The sequence below is a fragment of the Bifidobacterium margollesii genome (genome assembly GCF_002860355.1).
GTDB lineage: Bacteria > Actinomycetota > Actinomycetes > Actinomycetales > Bifidobacteriaceae > Galliscardovia > Galliscardovia margollesii.
Window position 1 is genome coordinate 23,422 of the sequence record NZ_NMWU01000010.1, and the last position, 13,404, is coordinate 36,825.

At 56.8% G+C, this 13,404-nt stretch carries 14 protein-coding genes and 1 tRNA gene; 5 read left to right on the plus strand and 10 right to left on the minus strand.

Translation table 11 applies throughout. The features are described from left to right. Nucleotide 1: 1 nt before the first annotated feature. The 10 genes from nucS to Uis1B_RS03560 all read right to left on the minus strand — a co-directional run bounded on the left by nucS (nucleotide 2) and on the right by Uis1B_RS03560 (nucleotide 9,318). Nucleotides 2–778, minus strand: coding sequence for an endonuclease NucS (gene nucS / locus Uis1B_RS03515; RefSeq protein WP_101615642.1), 777 nt, complete (start codon nucleotides 776–778; stop codon nucleotides 2–4). A 122-nt stretch (nucleotides 779–900) separates the two neighbouring features. Beyond that, on the minus strand, nucleotides 901–1,191 hold the full coding sequence (locus Uis1B_RS03520) for a F0F1 ATP synthase subunit epsilon (RefSeq protein WP_101615644.1): 291 nt from the start codon (nucleotides 1,189–1,191) through the stop codon (nucleotides 901–903). Continuing rightward, nucleotides 1,191–2,681 carry a F0F1 ATP synthase subunit beta gene (atpD, locus tag Uis1B_RS03525; RefSeq protein WP_101615646.1) on the minus strand — a complete coding sequence of 497 codons (1,491 nt, stop codon included), beginning with the start codon at nucleotides 2,679–2,681 and terminating at the stop codon, nucleotides 1,191–1,193. The genes Uis1B_RS03520 and atpD overlap by 1 nt, the downstream gene beginning before the upstream one ends. 7 nt (nucleotides 2,682–2,688) lie before the next feature. Further along, nucleotides 2,689–3,600: a F0F1 ATP synthase subunit gamma gene (locus Uis1B_RS03530; protein ID WP_101615648.1), complete on the minus strand. Its 912-nt coding sequence runs from the start codon at nucleotides 3,598–3,600 to the stop codon at nucleotides 2,689–2,691. A gap of 2 nt (nucleotides 3,601–3,602) precedes the next feature. Next, the gene (gene atpA, locus Uis1B_RS03535) at nucleotides 3,603–5,267 is read right to left on the minus strand and encodes a F0F1 ATP synthase subunit alpha (RefSeq protein ID WP_101615650.1); all 1,665 of its coding nucleotides are present in this window, start codon (nucleotides 5,265–5,267) and stop codon (nucleotides 3,603–3,605) included. 69 nt (nucleotides 5,268–5,336) lie between these two features. Next, a complete protein-coding gene (locus Uis1B_RS03540) occupies nucleotides 5,337–6,155 on the minus strand; it encodes a F0F1 ATP synthase subunit delta (protein ID WP_101615652.1) in 819 nt (272 codons plus the stop codon). A gap of 54 nt (nucleotides 6,156–6,209) precedes the next feature. Continuing rightward, the gene (locus Uis1B_RS03545; RefSeq protein WP_101615654.1) at nucleotides 6,210–6,746 is read right to left on the minus strand and encodes a F0F1 ATP synthase subunit B; all 537 of its coding nucleotides are present in this window, start codon (nucleotides 6,744–6,746) and stop codon (nucleotides 6,210–6,212) included. Nucleotides 6,747–6,807: 61 nt separating this feature from the next. Then, the gene (gene atpE, locus Uis1B_RS03550) at nucleotides 6,808–7,038 is read right to left on the minus strand and encodes an ATP synthase F0 subunit C (RefSeq protein WP_100513380.1); all 231 of its coding nucleotides are present in this window, start codon (nucleotides 7,036–7,038) and stop codon (nucleotides 6,808–6,810) included. Between the two features lie 128 nt (nucleotides 7,039–7,166). Next, entirely contained in the window at nucleotides 7,167–7,982 is an 816-nt protein-coding gene (atpB, locus tag Uis1B_RS03555; RefSeq protein ID WP_101615656.1) for a F0F1 ATP synthase subunit A, read from the minus strand. 301 nt (nucleotides 7,983–8,283) lie between these two features. Continuing rightward, nucleotides 8,284–9,318 carry a homoserine O-succinyltransferase gene (locus Uis1B_RS03560; protein WP_101615665.1) on the minus strand — a complete coding sequence of 345 codons (1,035 nt, stop codon included), beginning with the start codon at nucleotides 9,316–9,318 and terminating at the stop codon, nucleotides 8,284–8,286. Between the two features lie 249 nt (nucleotides 9,319–9,567). Between Uis1B_RS03560 and Uis1B_RS03565 the strand changes: the two genes are divergently transcribed. The 5 genes from Uis1B_RS03565 to Uis1B_RS03590 all read left to right on the plus strand — a co-directional run bounded on the left by Uis1B_RS03565 (nucleotide 9,568) and on the right by Uis1B_RS03590 (nucleotide 13,380). Further along, nucleotides 9,568–9,641: transfer RNA gene (locus Uis1B_RS03565), tRNA-Met, on the plus strand. 545 nt (nucleotides 9,642–10,186) lie between these two features. Next, nucleotides 10,187–10,459 carry a BrnT family toxin gene (locus Uis1B_RS03570; protein WP_101615657.1) on the plus strand — a complete coding sequence of 91 codons (273 nt, stop codon included), beginning with the start codon at nucleotides 10,187–10,189 and terminating at the stop codon, nucleotides 10,457–10,459. Nucleotides 10,460–10,499: 40 nt separating this feature from the next. Then, nucleotides 10,500–10,727 (plus strand): type II toxin-antitoxin system BrnA family antitoxin, encoded by a 228-nt coding sequence (gene brnA, locus Uis1B_RS03575; protein WP_165782712.1) that lies wholly within the window; start codon nucleotides 10,500–10,502, stop codon nucleotides 10,725–10,727. Nucleotides 10,728–11,598: 871 nt separating this feature from the next. Further along, a complete protein-coding gene (locus tag Uis1B_RS03585; RefSeq protein WP_101615661.1) occupies nucleotides 11,599–12,189 on the plus strand; it encodes a heavy metal-binding domain-containing protein in 591 nt (196 codons plus the stop codon). Between the two features lie 15 nt (nucleotides 12,190–12,204). Then, nucleotides 12,205–13,380, plus strand: coding sequence for an SHOCT domain-containing protein (locus Uis1B_RS03590; protein WP_101615663.1), 1,176 nt, complete (start codon nucleotides 12,205–12,207; stop codon nucleotides 13,378–13,380). Nucleotides 13,381–13,404: the final 24 nt, after the last annotated feature.

A 13,404-nucleotide genomic window follows, 5' to 3' on the forward strand; every position in this document is an offset into this window, starting at 1 on the left:
ATCAGAAGAGGCGCAGTGTGTCGTCGTCATTACCCTTCATCTCGTCATAGTCGAGGATCAGGCATTCGAAGCCACGGTCCTTGGCGAGCACCTGTGCCTGGGCGGTGATGGTCTGCGCGGCGAAGATGCCGCGGACAGGGGCGAGCAGCGGATCCCGGTTGAGCAGTTCGCAGTATCGGGTGAGTTGTTCCACGCCGTCGATGCCGCCGTGGCGTTTGATTTCGATGGCTACGTGTCGCCCTGAAGCGTCCACCGCCATGATGTCCACGGGGCCGATCGCGGTTGGGTATTCGCGGCGAATCAGCTTCGCCCCTTCACCGATGCGTTCGATCTGCTCGGCGAGATACCGCTGGAGATGATCTTCCACGCCGTCCTTGCGCAAGCCGGGATCGACGCCCAAATCATAGGTCTGGTCGGAGTAGATGTGGTACAGCGAGACGATCAGGATGTCGGAGGTCTTGTCCGCGCAGACGCGCAGCGTTGTGATCGGCTGAGGTTCAAGCTGTGCGGATCCGCACTCTGCCGATTCAGACTCTGCCGATCCGCACTCCGACTCCGCCGATTCAGACTCCGCCTGTGTCGATTCGCTTTCCGCAGCCGTGATCTCCTTCAGCGTGCAGGGCGCGGCCATCCAGTTGAGCGGTTTGTACGATCCGAGTTCGGAAAAGATCAGACAGCTCTGGTCGGCTTTGATGAGGATGACCCGCTTGGCCTGGGGAAGGGAGGCGTTGAGGCGGCCGGAATACTCGGCGGAACAGTCGGCGACGATGATACGCATAGACAATCAGGGTATCAGACCGTCGGCGACTCCATCACCGTCAGTCGGATCACCGATAACGAAAAGGCCCTGCGACGATCATGTCGATCATCACAGGGCCCTCAGAAAGGAAACCGAACCGATTACTCGGCGGAAGCGGAGAGATCGGTCTCTTCGCAGGTCTCCACCGCCACGACGAGCTTGTTCTCGTCAAAGGCGATGAAGCCATCGGTCACCGTGAATCCCAGCTTGTTGCCGCTGGGCTCGGTCACCTTGACCAGACCGTTCTTGGTGGCGGTCATTACCGGCTCGTGGTCGGCGAGGATACCCATGGAACCCTCGGATGCCGGCAGGGAGACCTCCACCGCCGGGCCGGACCACACAGGGCGGTCGGCCGCGACGATGTTCACGCTGAAAGTGGGCTTGTCGGCCATCAGGCTGCAAACTCCTTCTGCATGTTGTGCCACTTCTCCTCAAGGTCGTCGATGCCGCCGATGCCGGAGAACGCCTGCTCCGGCACGTCGTCATACACGCCGTCGCAGATGCGCTTGAAGGCCTCGACGGTTTCGTCCTTCGGCACGTAGGAGCCGGGACGGCCGGTGAACTTCTCGGCCACGTAGAAGTTCTGACCAAGGAACTGCTCGATCTTACGGGCACGGTTGACGGTGGTCTTGTCCTCCTCGCCGAGCTCGTCGATACCGATCAGGGCGATGATGTCCTGCAGCTCCTTGTTACGCTGCAGAATCGCCTTGACGCGGTTGGCGGTCTCGTAGTGGTCCTTGCCCACGTAGCGCGGGTCGAGGATTCGCGAAGTGGAGGCCAGCGGATCCACTGCCGGGTAGATGCCCTTCGAAGCGATCTCACGGGAAAGCTCGGTGGTGGCATCCAGATGGGCGAACGTGGTCGCAGGCGCCGGGTCGGTGTAATCATCGGCCGGCACGTAGATGGCCTGCAGCGAGGTGATCGAGTGACCACGGGTCGAAGTGATTCGCTCCTGCAGAGCACCCATCTCATCGGCAAGGTTCGGCTGGTAGCCCACGGCGGAAGGCATACGGCCCAGCAGGGTCGACACCTCGGAACCGGCCTGGGTGAAGCGGAAGATGTTGTCGATGAAGAGCAGCACGTCCTGGTTCTGCACGTCGCGGAAGTACTCAGCCATCGTCAGAGCGGTCAGCGGCACGCGCAGACGGGTTCCCGGGGGCTCATCCATCTGGCCGAAGACCAGTGCGGTCTTCTCCAGCACGCCGGCCTCGTCCATTTCGCCGATCAGATCGTTACCCTCACGGGTACGCTCACCAACGCCGGCGAACACGGACACACCGCCGTGGTTCTGAGCGACTCGCTGGATCATTTCCTGGATCAGCACGGTCTTGCCCACGCCTGCACCGCCGAACAGACCGATCTTTCCACCCTGCACGTACGGGGTGAGCAGATCGATCACCTTGATGCCGGTTTCGAACATCTGGGTCTTGGACTCCAGCTGGTCGAATGCGGGCGGGTTGCGGTGGATGGGCCAACGCTCGGTGACGGTGATGGTCTCGTCGGGCTTCTGGTTGAGGATGCGGCCGGACACGTCGAACACATGTCCCTTGGTCACATCGCCGACCGGCACCTCGATCGGGCCGCCGGTGTCTTCCACGACGGCGCCACGAACCAGACCATCGGTCGGCTTCAGGGCGACGGCACGCACGATGGAATCACCAAGGTGCTGCTCGACCTCAAGCATGATCCTGTGGCTGGCCTCACCCTCGATGTTGCCGGCCGCGGCGATCTCCACGGTCAGTGCGTTGTAGATATCAGGCAGGTGACCGACCGGAAACTCAATATCAATAACCGAGCCCTGGACACGAACAACGCGGCCCTGCGACGCTGCCTGGGCATCCGCCTGGGCAGCAGTTGCCGCGGCTACATTTTCTTCTGCCATGGCACTCCTATTCTTTCTCATTGTTCAGCGCGTCGGCGCTGCCGATGATTTCGGTAAGTTCCTGAGTAATGGCGGCCTGACGCGTCGCGTTGAGCTTGCGCGTCAGCTCGTCGATCAGGCTACGTGCGTTGTCGGTGGCGGTATGCATGGCGTTCTGCCTGCTTGCCGTCTCGGATGCCGCTGCGGTGAGCAGACACTCGTGGATACGCGACTGCACGTACTTCGGAAGGACGCGATCGAGGACCTCGTCACGACTGGGCTCGAAGGTGTAGAGCGGCCGGGCTGCGGGAACCGAGGGATCCTCGGCCTGCTCGCCTTCGACCTTCACGATCTCCACAGGCAGCATCCGCAGGATGCGCACCTTCTGCACCACCATGTTGATGAACTCGGTGAATACAATGTAGAGCTCGCTTACGCCGCCTTCGTCAGCCGGCTTCATGTATGCGTCCAGCAAGGCGTCGGAGATCTTCTCGGCGACTTCAACGCCGGGAGCATCCGAATTGCCTTCCCATGTCGCGGCGACGTCACGGCCACGGTACTTGTAGTACGTGACGCCACGTCGACCGTATACAAAAAGCTCAGGCTTCTTGCCCTGGTCATCAAGCCTGCCCAGCAGCCCCTCGGTCTCGCGAATGATCGAAGACGTATAGGGGCCGGCCATGCCTCGATCCGCCGTGAGGGCGAGGACGGCCACACGCGGGTTGTCCTCGTTCTTCCTCACGATCGGATGCGAGATCTGGGTGTGCTGGGCGAGAGCCTGGACGGCATCGTAGATCGCATCGGAGTAAGGCTTCGCGGCCAGGGCCACGTCGCGGGCCTTGGCGATGCGCGATGACGCGATCATTTCCTGCGCGTTGAAGATCTTCTCCAGCGACGACGTGGAATTGATGCGTGCCTTATATGCGAGCTGCGATGCCATAGTTACTCCTCGTTCGCCTTGTCCTTGGCAGCGGCGGTCGCGTTGCGGGCGACCAGCTTCTCCTGCTCGATCGGAGCGGGCTGCTCGGCCTCCTGCTCCTTATCGGCGACAAGCGGAGTGCCGTCATGCTGGACGAAGGTCTTGCGGAACGCCTCGACGGCCTCGGCCAGAGCCTTCTCGGTCTCATCCGTGAAGTTCTCGGTCTCACGGATGGTCTTGAGAATGTCGGTGTTGTGGTCGAGGTAGTCCAGCAGACCCTGCTCGAACGGCAGGACGTCCTGCAGATCGAGATCGTCGAGCTTGCCGTTGGTACCGGCCCACACGGAGACGACCTGCTGTTCCATGGAGTACGGCGAGTACTGCGGCTGCTTGAGCAGCTCCATCAGTCGCGCACCACGGGTCAGCTGGGCCTTCGATGCGGCATCCAGATCGGAGGCGAACATGGCGAAGGACTCAAGGGAGCGGTACTGGGCCAGCGAGATCTTCAGCGTACCGGCGACCTTCTTCAGTGCCTTGGTCTGGGCGGCGCCACCGACTCGGGACACGGAGATGCCGACGTCCACGGCAGGACGCTGGTTGGAGTTGAACAGATCGGACTGGAGGAAGATCTGACCGTCGGTGATGGAGATGACGTTGGTCGGAATGTAGGCCGACACGTCGTTCGCCTTGGTCTCGATGATCGGCAGACCGGTCATCGAACCGCCGCCGAGATCGTCGGAGACCTTCGCGCAGCGTTCGAGCAGACGCGAATGCAGGTAGAACACATCACCCGGGTAGGCCTCACGCCCCGGCGGGCGACGCAGCAGCAGCGAGATCGAACGGTAGGCCTCGGCCTGCTTCGACAGATCGTCGAACACGATCAGGACGTGCTTGCCGTGGTACATCCAATGCTGGCCGATGGCCGAGCCGGTGTACGGCGCGATGTACTTGAAGCCTGCGGAGTCGGATGCCGGGGAGGCCACGATGGTGGTGTACTCCATGGCGCCGGCCTCTTCGAGGGCCTGACGTACGGAGGCGATGGTGGAACCCTTCTGACCGATGGCCACGTAGATGCAGCGGACCTGCTTCTTCGGGTCGCCGGACTCCCAGTTCGCCTTCTGATTGATGATGGTGTCGATCGCGATTGCGGTCTTACCGGTCTGACGGTCGCCGATGATGAGCTGACGCTGTCCACGACCGATCGGGGTCATGGCGTCGATAGCCTTGATACCGGTGGCCAGAGGCTCATCCACAGGGTGACGGTGCATCACATCGGGGGCCTGAGCCTCCAGAATACGACGCCCTTCGCTCTTGATTTCGCCCAAGCCGTCGATCGGCTTGCCCAGCGGGTCGACGGTACGGCCGAGGTAGCCATCGCCGACGGGCACGGAAAGCACTTCGCCCGTACGGCGGACTTCCTGACCTTCCTCGATGCCGGCGAAGTCACCCAGAACCACGACACCGATTTCTCGGGCATCCAGGTTGAACGCCAGACCAAGAGTGCCGTCCTCAAAGGTCAGCAGCTCGTTGGCCATGCAGCCGGGGAGACCCTCCACGTGCGCGATGCCGTCGCCGGCCGTCTTGACATAACCGACTTCCTGAGTCGGAGTGTCGGACGGCTTGTAGGACTCGACGAACTGGTCGAGCGCCTGACGTATCGCCGCGGGATCGATGGTCAATTCTGCCATTGATCACTCCTTTTGTTTATTTACTAGTACAAGAACGTTCGTATGACGTGCGACGTCGGTTGTTCGGACCTACGCGACCGCACGTTTGAGGTTCTGCAGTTGCGCCGCAACGGTGTTGTCGGTGACCTCCGATCCGACCTGGATGCGCATGCCTCCAAGCACTCGGGGATCGACCACGCAGTTGACGTACACCTTGCGGTTGAGCTTGCGCCGATAGGCGTTCTTGATCCGGACGATCTGCTCGTCCTTCAGCGGAACCGCGCTGGTCACCGTAACCATGGATCGGCCACGATGCTCGGTGATCATGTCGATCACCCAATTGATGGTCGACAGATACCGGCGGTTGCGAAGATTGCGCGTCGCGTGCTCGGCCAGATCAATCGTGATCGGATCGAGCGACTGACCTTTGAGCAGCGTATCGAGGAACTCGACTCGCTGTTCGGGCGCGGCATGCGGATCGGACAGACGCTGACGAACCACAGGCAGGTTCAGCAGGGCCGAATGCAGATCGGCGAGCTGGAACGACACCTGGGCGGTGACGTCACGCGCATCGGCATTGGCGAGCAATGCGTCGATGGCCACGTCCTCCACCGCATCGGCGATGTGTTCGGGACGGCTCCAGCGTCGAGACGCCACCGCCTGAGCCACTTCAAGGGTCAGCGGATCAACATGACCATTCAGAATGGTGGTGATCAGCTTCACCTTGTCGTCGGCGGAACGGGCCGGATCGGTAAGCGACCGTTCCAGCTGTCGGTTGTCGTCGAGCAGTTCGGCGAGATCGAACAGCTCAGCGCCGATCGCCCTCGCATCCGTGCCCTTGGCCGCCAGCTTGTCGTAGAACGCACCACGAACCGCCCTGACCGAGCTCAATGAAGTCTCTCCATGCATCGAAAGTTCACCTCCTGCCCTTTTCGTACCCGTCTTTTACCGTGCTGGCCATAATCACTTGGCCTTTCCAGCGGAGTCCTTGTCGATGTCGTCGATCATGGAATCGAGCATCGAAGCCTGCACGTCGGAATCCTGCAGCTTGCTGCCGAGGATCTTGCCGGCCAGAGCCGTTGCCAGAGCACCGACTTCGCCCTTCAAGCTCACCAGCGCCTGCTGCTGCTGGGATTCGATGGACTTCTGGGCGTTCGCCGTGATCTGCGCGGCATCCGCCTCAGCCTTCACGCGGGCGTCGGCGATGATGTGCGAGGCCTCGGTACGGGCGTCGTCGCGAATCTTGGCGGCGTCGACACGAGCGGTGTTGAGCTGGTCCTCGTACTTCTTCTTGGCGGCGTCGGCATCGGCCTGGGCCTGCTCGGCCTTGGCGATGCCACCCTCGATCTTTGCGGCCCTCTCGTCGAAGATCGCCTGGAACTTCGGCAGGAAGAACTTGTAGAAGAACACGGCAACGATCAACAGAATGACGGCCGACCAGAAGATGTCATAGGTCTCCGGAAGGAACAGCTTCACGCCATCCACTGCCTGAGTCTCCATATCCGCCTCCTTTCAACTTCCTTGTGTAATTCGGATAATGGTGGGAATACCGTTATTCGATTTAGCGGAAGATGAAGCCGGCGATGAAGCCCAGCAGGGCAAGGAACTCAACCAGACCGAAGCCCAGCCACATCAGGGTCTGGATACGGCCGCCGAGTTCGGGCTGGCGAGCAGTGGCCTCAATGGCCTTGCCGAAGATGATGCCGACGCCGACGCCAGGTCCGATAGCAGCGAGGCCATAGCCGACGGCGGACAGCGAGCCGGTCACCTCAGCGAGAGTGATGAGATCCATTGTTGTTTCCTTTCTTTTTGGGTTCGTACGTAATACGAATCAAAATTTTCCGATATGCCCTCGGGATGTTTCGCAACCGATCCCGGGGTTCTCCCGAATCCTTGCGGCGATGCCGATCCGGCTTGCCGTCAGGCCTCTTCGGGGTAGCTCAGGTTGATGTACACGCAGGACAGCGTGGCGAAGATGAACGCTTGCAGCGCGGCGACGAAGGCCTCGAACAGCGTCATGACGAAGCCGCCCACGAGCGTGAACACGCCGAATCCGGCCATCAGGCTGTGGGACTCGATCAGGAAGAACTGCGTAGCCGCGAAGCACAGCGCCACGATCAGGTGGCCTGCGACCATGTTGGCGAAGAGTCGGATGGCCAGCGAGGCGGGACGGATCAGCACGATGTCGATCAGCTGCATCGGGGCCAGGATGATGTAGACCGGCAGCGGAACGCCCTCCGGGAACATCTCCTCCTTCAGGTAGGCGCCGAGCCCCTTCTCCCGGATCGCCGCACGCCAGTACTGGACGAACGTCCACACCGCGAACAGCAGCGGCATCACGAACGTGGCGTTGGCCGACATGTTCGCGAAAGGGATGATGCCGCACAGATTGAACACCATGATGGTGAGGAACAGCGTGGTGATCATCGGCACGTAGCGCTTGCCACGAAGCTCTCCCATGACCTCATACACGATGTTGTTCTGTACGAACTCGATTAGCCACTCGACGGCTCCCTGCCAGCGACCAGGAATCAGCTTGGCGCGTGCGGCGGTAATGCCGAACACCAGCAACATCACCACGGTTGCAATGACTCGAATCATCACGATTCGGTTCATGGCAAACGGCGTGCCTGCGAAAATGATCTCTGGAGGAAGGAATTCGTCGATCTGTGGTACATGAAACTCAGCAGCCAGGGCGACGCCTGTCGTCCCCATCAACTCTGCAACGCCTGCCATAGTCCGCGCGCCTCCTCATTTCTCGAACCTGAACAAATATAACGCGACTCGAACGCAATTTGTGTCATCAAGATTAACTTTCCGATCACAAACCATGGCCTCGTTGCGGGTACATCGTTCGTCGTTATAGGATACCCCGAAATCCGGCAAATCAAAACGTCACGAACAACGAAATCCCGTCCCGTTTTCTCGCTCACAACCGCAAAAACGGAAATCTCATTATTCGGACAAATTCGACGCCGTTCTTCGCATTGTCGTTTCATCCGCGTCGTTCACCGGCCGCGGACTCGATCACGCCGGGTCAGGGTTCGATCACCCCGTATCCGCACCCATCGAACGTGTGGAAATCATCGCCGCGCGGGCCCGCCGGGCTACGCCGATACCGTCGATCCGTCCCCAGTCGCTTCTCCGCACGCAGCCGCGGCACCTCGGTCAGGTCGTACGGCGTGGTCTGGTACACCCAGTTCAGCCAGTTGCGCCACAACAGGTTGGCGTGGGACCGCCAGGCGAACAGCGGCTCCTGTGTAGGGTCGTCATGCGGATAGTAGTTCGTCGGGAACGGTACGTTGTCGAGCCCGCGAGCCATGTCACGCTCATACTCCTCGGCGAGCGTCCACTTGCCATACTCCCAATGACCGAGGGCGAACACCTCTGAGAAGTCACGCGTGGAGACCAGACCGGGCCCGCTTTCCGGACCCCATGTGAGGATCTGCAGATCGGGGTTCGCCCGGATCGCCTGCTCGTCCACATCGGCCAGCCGGGAATGGGGCTGCAACGCGATCTCGTCGAACCCGTTGGTGATGAAGCAGTATTCGTCCTGCAGCCGCTGCGGGAACACGCCGAAGATCTTCTGGTCGAGAATCCGCTTGCTCACGCCGTAACGGTAATACAGCGCGCCCATCGCCCCCCAGCACAGGTACATGGTGGAGAACACATGCGTGCTCGCCCAATCAAGGATTCGCTTGAACTCGTCCCAGTAGTCGACCTCTTCGAACGACATGTGCTCCACCGGTGCGCCGGTGACCACCAGACCGTCGTAGTAGTTGTGCTCGAAGGCATCGAGATTCTCATAGAACTTGAGCAGATGATCACGGCTGACATGCGTGGCCTCGTGGGTGCTCGTCTTCATGAAATCGACATCCACCTGCAGAGGGCTTTTGGAGATCAGCCGAAGCAACTGCGTTTCGGTTTCGATCTTCTTGGGCATCAGATTGAGGATCACCAGCCGCAGCGGACGGACGCGCTGCGTTTCGGCATCGGCCTTCTCCAAGGCGAAGATGCGTTCGGAATCGAGTATCGCGCGGGCCGGCAGACCCTCTGGAATCTTGATAGGCATACCGTTCATTATGTCAGGATGAATCGCGGCCTTCCATTGCCGAGACGACGAAAGCGCTCCACGCATTATCGATTCTGACTATGGCCGATTATATGGAGCGATGAGGCGCCTAGGCTCGAACATTCACGACACGCCGACAAAACCGCATGATTGCAACATTGTTCGCATTGAGTTTGAAAACCGTCGGTTCTGCGTTTGACAATGCGGCAAATGTACGTAATATAGTTCAGGTTGTCCGATAAGGACCGACGCGGGGTGGAGCAGCTCGGTAGCTCGCTGGGCTCATAACCCAGAGGTCCATGGTTCAAATCCATGCCCCGCTACTAGCAAAGGCTGGGAACCACAAGGTTCCTGGCCTTTTTTGTTTTCCAATCTTCACTACGGCCCGAAACCGGGGTTATAGGCCAAAATGTGTGGCCGGGCGGTCCAAGACCCCAGGAAAGAGCCGCGGATGGCTCGGTTCCGATGGAACAGGCCGTAAAAACCATGATCTGCGGTCTGCTCCATCGAAAACCAGTGACGATGCTTTCGCGATCCTTGGAATCATGCGGTTTTGAGGTTTTACCCGTCTGAGTTTCGATGGACTAGCGTGCAGTTCGCGTGAAATGCACGCTAGTCCACGGAGCGTTCCTGATCGGGGTTCGGTTCGCCTTGCGTATCTTCCTTATTTGGCAAAACCGCTCATGAAGAGGCCTGATTCGAGGTGTATATGAGCGGCTCTGCCAAATAAGAGCCTTCGAGAAGGGCATTCGGTCCCGCGTCGTAGTACCCCCGACTCCATCTCAACCACCATCGCCGCCACACGACTTACCGCATGATGTTGTTTTGATGTCATATTGATGTACAATAGATGCCATTAGGAGGTTTGATGGAATTCGAATACGATCCAGCGAAGAGCGCAAAGAACCTCGCCAAGCATGGCATCGACTTCGAAGAAGCACAACGCATGTGGGACAACTCGAAAACAGTGACGCTGACCGCTCCGAATCCCGGCAATGACGATGTGCGCTACATCGTGCTCGGCATGATCGACGGCAAACATTGGACAGCGATCACCACCAAGCGAGGCAAACGCATCCGCATCATATCCGTCCGCAGGTCGCGAAAGAACGAGGAGGCATACTATGACAGCCAAGACTAAGATCGACGCGAAGTCGGTCACCAGCGACCAACTTGAGGAGATGTTCGACAACGGAGACGACATCCTCGACTACGTCGATCTTGAGCATCCCGTGGTCGAACATCATCCCCCGCTGGAGAAGCGGGTCACGCTGACGATGCCCGCATGGATGGTCAGCGAACTAGACAACGAGGCCGCCGAACTGGCGATCAGCCGCAACGCGGTCGTCAACACATGGATCGCCGAGCGGCTACGTTCGACGCGCCGACGCGAAGCCGCCCACGTCTGACCCTGAAAACGACAAGTCCCCGAACCTACCGCAATTGCTGCGATGAGGTTCGGGGACTTCGTCGATTTCAGGCCTTGGACACCTCAGCCTTCAGGACGCTTGTGCCAATGATGGCGCAAACAGTCAAGGCAACGACACTGATGGTAGCGGGGGCGTTTTTTGATGGGCAATGATCATGAATGCCTTGACTCTGTTAATTGAGCCTCGGAATTTCAGCCACGCCAGCTTTCGAGATTCCTAGGATAGTACTCTGTTTCAGCAATGCAGCACTTCGCCGGTGTATATCACATTGAGATTACCGGATCGGTAGCTGGTGATTTGCGTGTAACTGATGCCGAGACGTGCGACGACGCCGCTGAGGGTGCCGCCACTGCGCCACTCATATACAGCCGAAAAATGAAATTTGGAGACAAGAGATCTTACGTAACGTCGAGAGAATCAGCAAAAATAGGGAAAGTGTGTTGAAAGTAATTCATACAAATGATAGGTAAAGCCCGAAGGAGCGCTATACGTCATAACAAAAGCACGCGTAAGAAAGATCCCACATTATAGGATGAAAAGTAGCATATTCCCCAGTTTGTTTTCTGAGAAAGAGAAGATAATGCTTAGTCAGATCGTTTGTCCTCATTGCGGAAGTAGTGAGTTTATCAATCAAGAAGACACCCAGATATGTCTATATTGCAGATCTCTTTTTAGGAAAGAAAAGCAAACTAAAAATACGGGGCCAACTATAAGCATTGGTGAAGATGTAAAACGGCTTCTAAATAAGTGCAAAAAAGACCCAGGCCACGCATCGAGATATGCAGCACTTGTACTTGATATCGATCCCACCAATCAGGAAGCTCTGGAATATATCTAGAAAGGTCATGCCATGAAAGCTGCACGCATTGCATCAGAAAACAATTTTGACGAGGTCGCCTTCATTGATTTTCTCAAAGACAACGGCTACCCGGTAAAATCAACCTTCTTAGGTAGCGACTTAGAAGATTCCGCTGTTACTAGGGCTGTTGCTGCCTTTACCGAAAAACTTAATGCAGCCGAGAAACAACAAAAAGAAATCAAACAGAAGAAACAGGAAGAGGAGAATAAAAAGAACGCTGCACTGTCACAGATTCTTATTACATCTGGTTTTAATTTTGACGGATATACCATCAAAAAATATTCCGGATACATATCAGGTGATGATGTGATACAAGTCGACCGAGGCCGAGAAGGTATTTTCGCTAATCCAACAGCCGTCGGTCCAGCAATGAGTAAGGCCCTCATTAATCTACGACGTAACGCTTTAACTGAGCTTAAGGAAGCCGCCCTTGACTTGGGCTGCAATGCAGTTATCGGGGTTGACTTCGATTACATGACTCTAGCCCCAGAAACTGTGAATTTGAACGGCGGAACACTGTATATGCCATACGTGTTCTGCGTCACTGCCAATGGCAATGCAGTCATTATAGAGCAGGATTAGTAAGAGGAGCTTTTCATGGGTTTTATTAAAGCATTTTCAGGCTCTACCGGCGGAACGCTTGCCGACCAATGGGCTGATTTCTACACGGTTCCAAATGCATTGCCCGCAACAGTAGGAATATGTAAAGCAACTCGGAGTTTGAATAATACTTCAAGAAGCTCTAACCGTTCTGCAAGCGATTGTGTGATAACGAACGGGTCACATATCCTCGTTCCCGAAGGCTATTCTCTCGTAACATTTGAAAATGGCGCCATTACCGGCTTCATTTCAGAGCCAGGCGGTTACATATGGAACTCCGATAACGTTAATTCCAAGAGTATCTTTGCGGGAGATTCCCTACACGAAGCAATCATAGACCAAGCCATAGCTCGCTTTTCGTTCGGAGGCGTTCCTAATTCTTCCCAAATCGCTGTCTATGTTAATCAAAAGGAGATACCGAATCTCCGTTTTGGAACACAAAACGAAATTTACTGGAATGATGCCTTTCTCAATACTCAGGTCGGAGCTTCGGCACGCGGCGTATATACCCTCCAAATAACTGATCCAATTCTTTTTCTGAAGAGATTTGTTCCCTCCGACTATTATTCGTTTAATCGCTATTCAAATGTGTTTGATTTTTCAGACTTTGAAAATGGAGCAGCAACACAACTTTTTGAAGAAGTAGTCGCAGCTCTCGCGCCAGCATTTAGTGCATTTGCTACAAGTCACGGTGGAACAGCGCGAATATCCGATTTACAATCAGGCTCATTGGCCTTCACAAAGAACCTTTCGGAGTCAATTGAAAATCAATACTCTTGGAGTACCGAACGTGGAATTAGCTTAATCAAAGCGTCTATTACAGCCATTGACTACGATCTTAAAACAAAAGAACTTATCTCGACAGTTCAGAGAGCTGATGCACTCATGGGAACACGAGGAAATTCAAACCTTCAAGCATCATTTGCACAAGGGCTACAATCCGCCGGTTCCTCTCCAGATGGCAGCGCCATAGGAATGGCCTTCATGAATATGGCCATGAACGGCATCACTGGCGCAACAACAATTAACACGCAACAGCCTTTGCCTAATCAGCCCACGGAGCCCATTGAAAGTCCTTATGAAAAACTTGAACAGCTTAAGAAGCTTGTCGATAAAGGCATCCTCAGCAAAGAAGAATTTGATTTAGCTAAAAAGAAAATACTGGGAATATAACTAGTAACAGGCTGAGAGGCAAAG

Bases quoted from the DNA above. Each gene is read 5' to 3' on its own strand.
- nucS (WP_101615642.1), bottom strand. From the start codon at position 778: ATGCGTATCATCGTCGCCGACTGTTCCGCCGAGTATTCCGGCCGCCTC.
- Uis1B_RS03520 (WP_101615644.1), bottom strand. From the start codon at position 1,191: ATGGCCGACAAGCCCACTTTCAGCGTGAACATCGTCGCGGCCGACCGC.
- atpD (WP_101615646.1), bottom strand. From the start codon at position 2,681: ATGGCAGAAGAAAATGTAGCCGCGGCAACTGCTGCCCAGGCGGATGCC.
- Uis1B_RS03530 (WP_101615648.1), bottom strand. From the start codon at position 3,600: ATGGCATCGCAGCTCGCATATAAGGCACGCATCAATTCCACGTCGTCG.
- atpA (WP_101615650.1), bottom strand. From the start codon at position 5,267: ATGGCAGAATTGACCATCGATCCCGCGGCGATACGTCAGGCGCTCGAC.
- Uis1B_RS03540 (WP_101615652.1), bottom strand. From the start codon at position 6,155: ATGCATGGAGAGACTTCATTGAGCTCGGTCAGGGCGGTTCGTGGTGCG.
- Uis1B_RS03545 (WP_101615654.1), bottom strand. From the start codon at position 6,746: ATGGAGACTCAGGCAGTGGATGGCGTGAAGCTGTTCCTTCCGGAGACC.
- atpE (WP_100513380.1), bottom strand. From the start codon at position 7,038: ATGGATCTCATCACTCTCGCTGAGGTGACCGGCTCGCTGTCCGCCGTC.
- atpB (WP_101615656.1), bottom strand. From the start codon at position 7,982: ATGGCAGGCGTTGCAGAGTTGATGGGGACGACAGGCGTCGCCCTGGCT.
- Uis1B_RS03560 (WP_101615665.1), bottom strand. From the start codon at position 9,318: ATGCCTATCAAGATTCCAGAGGGTCTGCCGGCCCGCGCGATACTCGAT.
- Uis1B_RS03570 (WP_101615657.1), top strand. From the start codon at position 10,187: ATGGAATTCGAATACGATCCAGCGAAGAGCGCAAAGAACCTCGCCAAG.
- brnA (WP_165782712.1), top strand. From the start codon at position 10,500: ATGTTCGACAACGGAGACGACATCCTCGACTACGTCGATCTTGAGCAT.
- Uis1B_RS03585 (WP_101615661.1), top strand. From the start codon at position 11,599: ATGAAAGCTGCACGCATTGCATCAGAAAACAATTTTGACGAGGTCGCC.
- Uis1B_RS03590 (WP_101615663.1), top strand. From the start codon at position 12,205: ATGGGTTTTATTAAAGCATTTTCAGGCTCTACCGGCGGAACGCTTGCC.